The following is a 10,797-nucleotide window of genomic DNA, read 5'->3' on the forward strand; positions in this document are numbered from 1 at the left end:
GCCCAGCACCGCGCGCAGGTAGGCCTCCTGGTGGTCCAGTGCCGCTTCGAAGGCGGTGCCGGCGTACTTGCCGCCGCGCGAGGACACGATCAACACGCGCTTGCCGCCGGCCAGGCCCTCGGAGCCGCTGGCGGTGTAGCGGAAGGTGCGGCCGGCCTGCGCCACGCGGTCGATCCAGGCCTTGAGCTGGGTCGGGATGGCGAAGTTGTACATGGGCGCGCCAATCACCACCGTGTCGGCGGCGAGGAATTCCGCGATCAGCTCTTCGGTGAGCGCCAGCTCGGCACGCACGGCAGCGCTTTCCGGCGCCGGAGCGCCCGGTGCCGGGCGCAGGGCCTGCAGCAATTCGCCGCCCAGGTGCGGCAGGGGCTCGGCCGCCAGGTCGCGGTAGGTGACGATGGTGCCGGCTTCGGAGCCGGCCAGCGCAGCCGTGACGGCAGCGGTGATCTGGCGGGAAACGGAGGCGTCGCCCAGGGGGCTCGAATCGAGGTGCAGCAGTGTCATGGCAAGGGCCTTTCAAAAGTGCCTGGCCGAGATGGCCAGTGAATGAAAGAATGGTATTTCGCAACAATCGCCCTGAAAATACCCAATTCCGCAATTCATCTTCCTACCTGCGCAAAGATAAAGCCATGCAAGACCTCAATGACATGTACTTCTTCGCCAAGGTGGTGGAGCACGGCGGCTTCAGCGCCGCCGCGCGGGCGCTGGGTGTGCAGACCTCGCGCGTGAGCCGGCGCGTGGCCGAGCTGGAAGAGCGCCTGGGCGTGCGGTTGCTGCAGCGCAACACCCGGCGCATCGCGGTCACCGAGGTCGGCCTGCGTTTCTACCAGCACTGCGCGGCACTGGCGGCCGAAGCGCAGGCGGCGCAGGACACGGTCGAGCGCACGCGCAGCGAACCCAGCGGGCTGGTACGCCTGTCGTGCCCGCTGGCCCTGCTGCAGAGCGGCGTCGGAGCCATCCTTTCGCGCTACCTGCGGGACCATCCGCAGGTGCGCCTGCATGTCGAGGCCACCAACCGGCGCGTGGACGTCATCGAGGAAGGCTTCGACCTGGCCCTGCGGGTACGCAACCCACCGCTGGAGGACTCGGGCCTGGCGGTACGCGTGCTGGCGCACAGCCGCACGGTCATGGTGGCCAGCCCGGCGCTGCTGGCGCGCTACGGCCGGTCGCAGCGGCTGGAGGACCTGGACGCACTGCCCAGCATGGGCATGGCCTGGGCCTCGGGGCGCCACGCCTGGACCTTCGTCGCGGCCGACGGCAGCACCGTCTCCCACCAGTACGAACCCCGGCTGGCCGTGGACGACTTCACCACCCTGCGCCAGGCAACGCTGGACGGCGTGGGCATTGCCTACCTGCCCGACTACTTGGTGCAGGAGGAGCTTGCCAGCGGCCTGCTGGAGCAGGTGCTGCCGGATTACTCGCTGCCGCAGGGCATCACGCACGTGGCCTTTCCTTCGCGCCGCGGCTTGGTGCCGGCGGTGCGCATGCTGATCGACGCGCTGGCCGACGGCATCACGCAATTGCGCACCGACTGCGGCGAGCCAGCAGGCACCGCCATCATTCAAAAATAATAGCAACCAGTCCAGGCGGAACCTGGGGTACCGGCACTTTTTACCCAGAATCCGCGACGAAGGCGCCCAGCCACCGTCCGCCCGCAGGCGTTCAGGAAAAGCGCCGGAACACCGCCTCGAGCTGCGCCATATAGCCGCGCTTGGCCTCGGCCGAGGCGAAGCTGCCCTCGAACGCGTTGCGCCCCAGCTGGTAGGCATGCTGCGCGGTGAGCCCGGTGGCGGCGAAGGTCTGCAGGAAGTTGTCGTTCATGTAGCCGCCGAAGTAGGCCGGGTCGTCCGAATTGACCGTGGCCGCCAGGCCCGCGTCCAGCAGCGCGCCCAGGTTGTGCTCGGCCAGGTCGGGGAAGACGCAGAGCTTCTGGTTGGACAGCGGGCAAACGGTCAGCGGAACGCGCTCGCGCGCCAGCCGCGCCATCAGCTCGGCGTCGTGGATCGCCTGCACGCCGTGGTCGATGCGCTCGACCTGGAGCACGTCGAGCGCGCTCCAGATGTAGGCCGGCGGCCCCTCCTCGCCCGCATGCGCGACCCGGCGCAGGCCCAGCTCGCGGCAGCGCGCGAAGACGCGGGCGAACTTCTCGGGCGGGTGGCCCAGCTCGCTGGAGTCCAGCCCCACGCCGATGAACTTGTCGCGCAACGGCAGCGCGGCCTCCAGCGTGGCGAAGGCGTCTTCCTCGCTCAGGTGGCGCAGGAAACACAGGATCAGCTCGGCATCGATGCCGAAATCGGCCTTGGCGTCGGCGCAGGCGCGGTGCAGGCCGTGGATGACCGTCTGCATCGACACGCCGCGCGCGGTGTGCGTCTGCGGGTCGAAGAACAGTTCGGCCCGCAGCACGTTGTCCGCCGCCGCGCGCTCGAAGTAGGCGCGCGCCATGTCGTAGAAGTCCTGCTCGTGCAGCAGCACGCTGGCGCCGGCGTAGTAGATGTCGAGAAAGCTCTGTAGGTCGGTGAAGGCGTAGGCGCTGCGCAGCGACTCCACGCTGGCATAGGGCAGCGCCACGCCGTTGCGCCCGGCCAGCGCGAAGATCAGCTCGGGCTCGAGCGAGCCCTCGATGTGGATGTGCAGCTCGGCCTTGGGCATGGCGCGCAGCAGGTCGGGCAGGCGCTCGGGGGCGACGGACGGTACGGTGAAGTCGGGGCGGGTCATGGGCGGGTCCTGGGGGCGGTCTGATTCTGGAAAATGGCGCAAGAGATTTTCATGCCCAGCCGGCCTGCATGCTCTCACAGGCAGCCGCCGGCATCGCCCGCCACCAGGTTCGGCCAGTTCCCCCCGTCGGCTCATCGGAACGCGACCCAGGATCCGCTACTGACGCACCGGCAACGTCACCCGCGAAGTGCCGACGTTCGTGACATGACCTAGTTCATTGACGCATTCCAACGCCAGGTCGATCCATGGATCGCTCGGGTCTCCCGACTTGGCTACGACGCTTCCTCGGCAGTCGACAGAGAACCCGATCAATAGCCAACTCCTGTCGCGCTGTGCTAAGCGTTGGATCCACGTTCCGGGGCCTCCCCACGCGGTGATCATGGTGCCAAACCATGGCACCCTCAAATGGCCGAACACATACGCGTCCGGTAAAGCGCTCCCCGGCACAGGCCCCCCTGTCTCGTCGACGCCGCTGGCCAGCGTGGCTGCACAGAAGCGCGCGAGATTCTGCAGCATCACGGGCGGTATATGCAGCGGAGTGACCGCATCTCCAATCGAGACATCCTCAAAATAGCGCTGCGGATAAGCGCGCTGCCCAGGCACAGAGAAGGTGCCAGGAAAGCGTGTAGGCTGAATCACGTTGCGGGTCGTTGCGCCGTTCTCGATCGGGGGATAGCCGATGACACTACCCGCGCCGGCTTTCGTCTTGTTCAACAGAAAGCAGGTATCCACCCGCACTGCAGTGTCTTCCCCTCTGTGATTGAAGTATCGGGTCAGCATGTCGACTCGCACGCTCGCTCCGACCCGGCTGCCCACTTTGGCCTCGGCGCGAGATATCTTGCTGTGAGACAGAACATGGTCCCCCGGACGCACCGGCCTTAGAAATCTCCACTCCTCCGAGGCGTGCACCAGTTCAGACAGGGTGCTGCCCTCTTCATCGACGACTGGCGGGACATGCCGGGCCAGCCAGGCAGAGGATCCGTGGCTGGCAAGATATCCAGGCGGCGCTATGCGTGTTCCCCATCGGGTTTGCCGCGCGTAGTCATCGTCCAGGTAGAGGGCGTTGTAATCATCGATGGCCCACGCGAATGTGCGGATCGTATCGCGGGTGACCTCGTAGTTGATTTGATGCGGTTGCGGCAGGTCGCGCTCGACAATTGAATCGAAAGCGCCGAGATCAAGTTCAAATCTGTTGTTTGCAGGCATGAGATTCTCGTTTTAATCAACGCTGATGTTGGCGGCCCGGATCGTACGGCCCAGACGCTCCGTTTCGAACCTGACGAAATCCGAAAATTCATGGTCGGTTTTTCCTTGAATCTGGATGGAGAGGTCCTCAATTTTTTTCCTCACCTCTGGCTCGCTCAGTGCGAGGTCGATTTGAGCATGGATGCGTTCAACTATTTTCTTGGGCGTCCTGGCAGGAACGAAGAACCCATACCAGCCGTTGAATACAGCTTCCGGGTAACCCGCTTCTGCCATGGTTGGCGTATCGGGAAGAATGGCCGCGCGCTTGGATCCGGTGATGGCCAACGCCTGGAGCTTACCCGTACGCATGAAATTTGCAGCCATCGGCACCGTTGTGAATGTCAGTGAAACCTGGCCAGAGACCACGTCATTCAATCCCGGAGTACCGCCTTTATAGGGCACATGAAGGAGCTTCACGCCGGCGGCATGCTGGAACAACTCCGCGGCGACATGGGTACCCGACCCCACGCCGCTGGAGGCGAAACTGAACCGGTTCGGCCGCTCCTTGATCATCGCCACCAGTTCCTTGACTGACGCCGCCCCAACGCTTGGGTTGGCCACGAGAACATATCCTTCTGCGCCCACATAGGAAACTGGTCGCAGGTCCTTCAGTGGGTCGAAGTTGAGACCTTTGAAGATTGCCGGATTGATCACTATCGGCCCAATGGCTCCCAGCAGCAGCGTATAGCCATCTGCGGGAGATTTGACGACAAAGTCCGTGCTGATGTTTCCGCTCGCGCCTGCACGGTTGTCAACGATAAAGGGTTGAGAAAGCTGCCTGTACAACTGCTCACCCACGATGCGGGCAATGGTGTCCGCTGGACCTGGTCCGGCTGGGTATGGAACCACGATCTTCACCGCCCTCTCCGGCCATGCGCCCTGCGCATTGACCTGGGACGAAAACAGCGAGATGATCGCCAGGCTCAGAGCAACCATGATTTTATTCTGCATTTGACCACCTTGGTTCCAAAATAATTGATCTTCAATTTCTAGCACTTTAAACGCCACCACCGGAGGCATCCTAGTCTCCTGGACAACTCCCCACCAGCATCAAATCAATCACGTAGCATGCTCAAAACAAGAACGGTGTCCGGCATGGCGCGAAGTGTGCCTGATGTTTTCCTGGAGGTATAAATGTTTTCACCACTGATGCGGTATTTCGTCGAGGTCGCGCGTGAAGGTTCGGTGCGAGGCGCTTCGGACAAATTACATATCGCGGCCTCAGCCATCAATCGTCACATCATCGAGTATGAAGAAGAGCTGGGTACGCAGTTGTTTGAACGTCTTCCCAGAGGCATGCGGCTTACACAGGCGGGAGAACTTCTCTTCGCCACTGCCAAGAAACTCCAGCGCGACTACGCATTCGCCTTGTCCGAAGTTGGCCAGTTGATGCAAGCCAAACGCGGCCATGCATCCTTGGCGACGCTGACTGTTTTTGCAGAGGACGTGATCCCTCCGGTGGCAAAGGCACTATTGGCCGAATTTCCTCACATCAACTACACTTTCCTTTTACGCTCGTCCGTTGATGCTGCCCGTCTTGTATCAGAGGATGGCGTCGACATGGCTCTTGCATACGACCCGCCACTTGGCCTGCCAATACGCATCCTCAAGTCGGCACGAATACCATTCGGCGTGGTAATGAGCCCGACACATGAACTCGTTCGAAAAAAAATACTGAAGCTCAGTGATTGCCTCGACTATCCGCTCATTCTTCAGCGCTTTGGGGAGATGCGCGACAAGATCAATCGACTCTCTGCCGATTTGAAAGTACCGTTGCAACCTGCTGTTCAGACCGAATCCGCAGCCATGTTCAGAGAAATGGTGCTGAACGGAACAGGTATTGGCTTTGTTTCTCTTTCAGCCGTGCAGTACGAGCTATCGCGCGGCGAGATCATTTTCCGAACCATTTCCGACCAACCCGATGCTTATTCAAATCTATGTCTTTACGTGAAGGAAAGAAGAGAGCTTCCAGTGGCCGCAAAATTATTGGCTGACCGCATCATGGAAAATTACCCCACGACTGAAATTGACTACCTGTTGCATACGGCACGTTACATCAGATCCGTCAAGTAGCCGGTGACGCACCTCGTAGCGCCCCCAAGGGGTTGTTCATGGAAGCTAAATTTCGCGATTTTCAAGCGATTCGTCGCCCAATTTTCATTTGCATGCGGCGGCTCGAGTCACCATTAGCGCATCGAGAGCCAAGCATCCAGACGAATTGACACGCAGCGGATTCACTTCGAGGACGTCAATCAAGTCACCATACGTCTCAACCACAGCTTCAAGCATGAACAAGGCTTGAAGCATGGAGTTAGTGTCGGAGGCCTTGCTGCCGCGATAGCCGGCCAGCAACGCGCTCACCCGGGTTTTGCCCAGCGCACCGCGTAGCGCGGCCTCGGAGGTTGGAAGCAGAACCGTCTGGGAATCGCGCAAGAGTTCCACGTGGACACCTCCCCAACCAACCGTCATTGAAAATCCAAAAGGCTCTTGCCTGCTGAGACCTGCGAGAATCTCCACGCCAGCCCGGGCCATTTCCTGAATCAATACGCCGTCGAACCTCGCGTCGGGGGCCGCGTGTTGAACCTGCCGCTCAATATCTGAGAACGCCTGTAACGCTGCCTCCGCCCCTTCAACTCCAAGCCTGACCCCGCCCACCTCGGTTTTGTGCTGAATATCCGGGGAATCAACTTTCATCGCAACAGCACACCCTAAAAGGCGCACTGCCTCCGCCGCTTCCTGAGGGGTTCTGGCGTGTGCCTCGCGAGGCACACGTAAACCGCAATCCGCGAGAAACTTTATTGCCTCCCGTTCACCAAGCGGCTCCTTACTGGAGAGTCGCGCCACCCATTTCGGATCGCGCGGCAACGAGCTTTTCGGAACATGGGACGAACCAGGATCTGGAGCGTTGAGAACGTAGCTCATCGCCGCAATAGAGCTTCTCATGCCGCGAAGAATGGGAATTCCAGCAGCATCAAGCGGGGCGGCAATAATAGGATGAACAGCTTCTGCAAGGTTGTTGATGAAAACAAAAGGCTTTGCTGTTTGGCTGGCCGCTTCAACGACGGCACGGGCGATCGCACGGTAGGTGCCCGCCTGCGACTCTGTCAGGGTACAAGAACTGTCCTGCGCTGCGGCGAGCATTGCAACATTTGGATCGGCGGCAAGTGAAGAGGCGAGTCCTGTGTAGACATCCTGCGACAACGTTCGTGCATCCAACGGATTCGAGGCATGGGCGAAACGCATTTTGCTTTCAATGAGTTCGATGACCTCAGGTCGCAGGTCGGGCAAATTGAGGCCGACATCTGACGCAATATCGCAGATCATGCCCACTTGTCCACCACTGATGCTGATTATTCCTGCACCCCCTTTGGGGAAAATCCGGAGGGACGAAAGCAGCGTGGTTGTCTCCAGAAGCTCATCAATATCCCGGACAACGATGACTCCGCAGTCTTCAAGGAAGTAGCGATTGGCTGGATACGAACCCGCGATCGCCCCGGTGTGCGCTACGGTAGCCACCTCACCTTTGCTGGATCGGCCGGTTTTCAGCGCCACAATTTTTTTCCCCGCAGCATACATCTGCAATGCTGCCTCTCTGAATGCGCTCGGATTCCGCACGGCTTCGAGGATAAGACTTGCTACACGCGTGCGCTCGTCCTGACTGATATGGCTTAAATAGTCTGGAATATCCACCAACGCACTGTTGCCCGAAGACACCAGGTAACTAAGATCAAAGCGGTGCGCGTTGCCCAATGACACACAACCCGAGCCCGAATGAGACAGGATCGCAACGTTGCCCGGTCGCTTCTGCGCATGGACCGGCCCAGTGTAAGCAGCGAAATCGGCGCCAAAGTCGATGAGCCCCATACAGTTGGGCCCGCACACCACCATGCCATACCGCTTGGCGGTACTCACCAAAGAGGCTTCGAGTGCCGCGCCTCCTTCATTCAGCTCCGAAAACCCACTTGCGTAGATCACCGCAGCGCGCACACCCAGTGCACCAGCGCGCTCCACTTCCTGGACGACCTTTTCAGATGAGAGAACGAACAACGCGCAATCGGGAACTTCGGGAAGTTCAGCAATGCTGGAATAGCAGCGAACACCCATGAAATCTGGCGCGGTGGGATGTACGGGATATACACGCCCCCCATAGCCGACGTTACGAAGGTTTGCCAACAGATTCACGCCCTGGGTCCGGCTTACCGAGGCACCCACGAGTGCCACCGACCGAGGATTGAATAGTGGGGAGAGGGAAGGTGCGAACACGATTGAACTGCCTTGATGGTTGATGAGACCATCCTACTGGCCCCACGTTCAGCAACAAGAACTGTTTTTCGCATGCACCGTTCTGCTTTCGAGCATGGATCGCAGGACATTCTTTTTTGCGATCTCACGCCGGACGCGAGCGTACTCAAAACGCGTACGCATGATGAGAAATTCAATGCTTGTCCCGCGTAGCGGGAAAACCTAGCATTGGCCGAATGCGCAATAGATTTTTCTTTATCTGAGAATTTCTCGAAAGCGCGTATTGCGTATTTTCGTTAATTTCCACCTCAGGCCGCCAAAAACCAGGAGTTCCGCATGAAAAAATCACTTTTTGCGCTTGTTTCCTCGATTGCCTGCGCCTCCGCGTTTTCTCAATCATCGGTCTCCATATTCGGTGGCGTAGATGTCGGGTACCAAAGGGTTTCAGCCGACGGCGGCGGTAGCGTCTCGCGGCTGATCAATGGGGGATCGCTCACGAGCCGGATAGGGTTCCGTGGCACCGAGGACCTGGGCGGTGGACTCTCGGCGGGTTTTTGGATTGAAGGCGGCTTCAACGGAGACACAGGCCTGGGCATTCCGAGCAACACCAACAATCAGGTAACCGGTAGCGCCGGCGGGGGGAGTTTCACGTTCAATCGTCGATCGACGGTGCAGATTTCCGGAGACTTCGGCGAGTTGAGGTTCGGCCGGGATGTGGTTCCGGTGTTCTGGAACCAGACGATCTTCGACCCATTCCGCACCCAGGGTTCCGGTGCGTCGATCAACCTCACGACCGGTGCGGGACTGGGGACCTCCTCTGGTCTGACGAACCCTACCGCAGGACGCGTCTCGAATTCCATTGGCTACTTTCTGCCAAAGTTGGGAGGCGTGTATGGTCAAGTTCTCTATGGGTTCGGCGAGAACGCATCCAACGCGCCTGGAGGCACTGCCGACGACGGCAAATTCCTGGGAGGAAGAATCGGTTACGGAACCGACAGGCTGAATACTGCAATAGCCTTCACACGAACCACCTATGCGTCTGGCGATTTCACCACCTTCAATGCGGGTCTCTCCTATGACTTTGGGAGCTTTGCACTGATGGGGCAACTGGGCCAAGACGAACGAAAGCTCCCCAGCTTCACGCGGCAGACATACTGGTTGCTGGGAACCACCATTCCCATGGGAAATGGATATATACGCGCCTCCTATGCCAATGCCGATGTCTGCAGCTCGGCGGACGATGGAACGCTGCTGGCAATCGGCTACGTATACACCTTGTCCAAAAGAACCTCGATTTACACCGCTCTGGCGCGCATCGACAACAAGGGACTTGGCACCAAGTTCAACCAAGGAATCGCAGTGACGCAGCGGGGCGGCAGTTCCACTGCATTCGACGTCGGTCTCCGGCACGATTTCTGAAAAAATGCATGCGAGTGGTGGGCCGATACCCTCAACGCGCGCCCTCATTCGACCGCTTTCCCGTGAAAGCAGAAATCAGAATGGCAACCACGGTCGTCAATAAAAATGCTCCTGCGCCCTTTGGGAGAGCAGCGCCAGCGCGATGATCCCGCAGCCTATCAAGAAACAGCGAATCGTCTTCAACCTTTCCTGGCTCTTTATGGCGACAACGCTCTCGAACCGCATTGGCCAGTGGCGACCATGGCCGATAGCCGTCCATACAGCAAGAAGGCCGCCCGCAGGCGGCCTTCTCCAAAAAAGCGCATCGCCTTGCCCGACGCAAAACACAGCGCGGATCCGGCGCCGCCGGTCCGCAGGTGTCGCCCCCGGACGGGGGGTGGCGAAGACGCGATGCGCGCAGCCGGGGGTTGAACTCAGCCCCCCGGCACCTTGCCTTCCACGCCCTTGACGTAGAACTTGATGCCGCCCAGGAAGGCGTCGTCCGCGACGGCGTCCTTGGCCAGCACTTCCTTGCCGGTGTTGTCGAGGATCGGGCCCTTCCAGATGTGGTAGGTGCCCGCCTTCAGGCCGGCCTTGATCTCGTCGATCCTGGCCTTGGCCTCGGCCGGCACGTCTTCTGCGAGGGAGACGAGGTCGATCGCGCCTTCCTTCACGCCCCACCAGCTCTGGCCGGTGGTCCAGGTGTTTTCGAGCACGTCCTTGATGGCCTTGGAGTAGTACGGCTGCCAGTTGATGACGGCCGAGGCCAGGTGCGCCTTGGGACCGTAGGCGGTCATGTCGGAGTCCCAGCCGAAGGCGCGCTTGCCCTTCTCTTCGGCGGTCTTGAGCACGGCCGGCGAGTCGGTGTTCTGGAACAGGATGTCGGCCCCGCCGTTGATCAGCGAGGTGGCGGCTTCGGTTTCCTTGGGCGGGCTGAACCACTCGTTGACCCAGACCACCTTGGTCTTGATCTTGGGGTTGACCGACTGCGCACCCAGCGTGAAGCTGTTGATGTTGCGGATCACCTCGGGGATCGGCACCGAGCCGACCACGCCCAGGGTGTTGGACTTGGTCATGGAGCCGGCGATCACGCCGGCCATGTAGGCGCCTTCGTAGGTGCGGCTGTCGTAGGTGCGCAGGTTGGCGGCGGTCTTGTAGCCGGTGGCGTGCTCGAACTTCACGTCGGGGAAGTCGGGC

9 protein-coding genes are annotated in these 10,797 nt (G+C 60.3%); 3 read left to right on the plus strand and 6 right to left on the minus strand.

Going from position 1 to position 10,797, the window contains the following annotated elements:
- Positions 1–504: FMN-dependent NADH-azoreductase (locus tag JHD63_RS19725; RefSeq protein WP_198972510.1), on the minus strand; the 504-nt coding region annotated here is incomplete at its 3' end.
- A 125-nt stretch (positions 505–629) separates the two neighbouring features.
- Here JHD63_RS19725 and JHD63_RS19730 point away from each other — a divergent pair.
- Positions 630–1,571 (plus strand): LysR family transcriptional regulator, encoded by a 942-nt coding sequence (locus JHD63_RS19730; protein WP_198972511.1) that lies wholly within the window; start codon positions 630–632, stop codon positions 1,569–1,571.
- A 91-nt stretch (positions 1,572–1,662) separates the two neighbouring features.
- Here JHD63_RS19730 and JHD63_RS19735 read toward each other — a convergent pair whose 3' ends face one another.
- The 3 genes from JHD63_RS19735 to JHD63_RS19745 form a co-directional block, all read right to left on the minus strand.
- Positions 1,663–2,715: an adenosine deaminase gene (locus JHD63_RS19735; RefSeq protein ID WP_198972512.1), complete on the minus strand. Its 1,053-nt coding sequence runs from the start codon at positions 2,713–2,715 to the stop codon at positions 1,663–1,665.
- A 156-nt stretch (positions 2,716–2,871) separates the two neighbouring features.
- Positions 2,872–3,921: an FAS1-like dehydratase domain-containing protein gene (locus JHD63_RS19740; protein WP_198972513.1), complete on the minus strand. Its 1,050-nt coding sequence runs from the start codon at positions 3,919–3,921 to the stop codon at positions 2,872–2,874.
- A gap of 12 nt (positions 3,922–3,933) precedes the next feature.
- Entirely contained in the window at positions 3,934–4,980 is a 1,047-nt protein-coding gene (locus JHD63_RS19745) for a Bug family tripartite tricarboxylate transporter substrate binding protein (protein ID WP_198972514.1), read from the minus strand.
- Positions 4,981–5,094: 114 nt separating this feature from the next.
- On the opposite strand from JHD63_RS19745, the gene JHD63_RS19750 reads away from it, so the two are divergent.
- Positions 5,095–6,033 carry a LysR family transcriptional regulator gene (locus JHD63_RS19750; protein WP_198972515.1) on the plus strand — a complete coding sequence of 313 codons (939 nt, stop codon included), beginning with the start codon at positions 5,095–5,097 and terminating at the stop codon, positions 6,031–6,033.
- Positions 6,034–6,117: 84 nt separating this feature from the next.
- Here the strand turns inward: JHD63_RS19750 and JHD63_RS19755 are convergent, their stop codons facing one another.
- Positions 6,118–8,223: an acetate--CoA ligase family protein gene (locus JHD63_RS19755; protein ID WP_198972516.1), complete on the minus strand. Its 2,106-nt coding sequence runs from the start codon at positions 8,221–8,223 to the stop codon at positions 6,118–6,120.
- A 315-nt stretch (positions 8,224–8,538) separates the two neighbouring features.
- On the opposite strand from JHD63_RS19755, the gene JHD63_RS19760 reads away from it, so the two are divergent.
- Positions 8,539–9,621 carry a porin gene (locus JHD63_RS19760; protein WP_198972517.1) on the plus strand — a complete coding sequence of 361 codons (1,083 nt, stop codon included), beginning with the start codon at positions 8,539–8,541 and terminating at the stop codon, positions 9,619–9,621.
- A 413-nt stretch (positions 9,622–10,034) separates the two neighbouring features.
- Here the strand turns inward: JHD63_RS19760 and JHD63_RS19765 are convergent.
- Positions 10,035–10,797 (minus strand): BMP family ABC transporter substrate-binding protein (locus JHD63_RS19765; protein ID WP_198972518.1); only part of this gene is annotated, 763 nt, incomplete at its 5' end.

Origin of the sequence: Xylophilus sp. ASV27, assembly GCF_016428875.1 — a bacterium.
Lineage (GTDB): Bacteria > Pseudomonadota > Gammaproteobacteria > Burkholderiales > Burkholderiaceae_C > Xylophilus.

Coding starts and splice junctions, on each gene's coding strand:
- JHD63_RS19750 (WP_198972515.1), top strand. CDS start 5,095: ATGTTTTCACCACTGATGCGGTATTTCGTCGAGGTCGCGCGTGAAGGT.
- JHD63_RS19740 (WP_198972513.1), bottom strand. CDS start 3,921: ATGCCTGCAAACAACAGATTTGAACTTGATCTCGGCGCTTTCGATTCA.
- JHD63_RS19730 (WP_198972511.1), top strand. CDS start 630: ATGCAAGACCTCAATGACATGTACTTCTTCGCCAAGGTGGTGGAGCAC.
- JHD63_RS19760 (WP_198972517.1), top strand. CDS start 8,539: ATGAAAAAATCACTTTTTGCGCTTGTTTCCTCGATTGCCTGCGCCTCC.
- JHD63_RS19735 (WP_198972512.1), bottom strand. CDS start 2,715: ATGACCCGCCCCGACTTCACCGTACCGTCCGTCGCCCCCGAGCGCCTG.
- JHD63_RS19745 (WP_198972514.1), bottom strand. CDS start 4,980: ATGCCTCCGGTGGTGGCGTTTAAAGTGCTAGAAATTGAAGATCAATTA.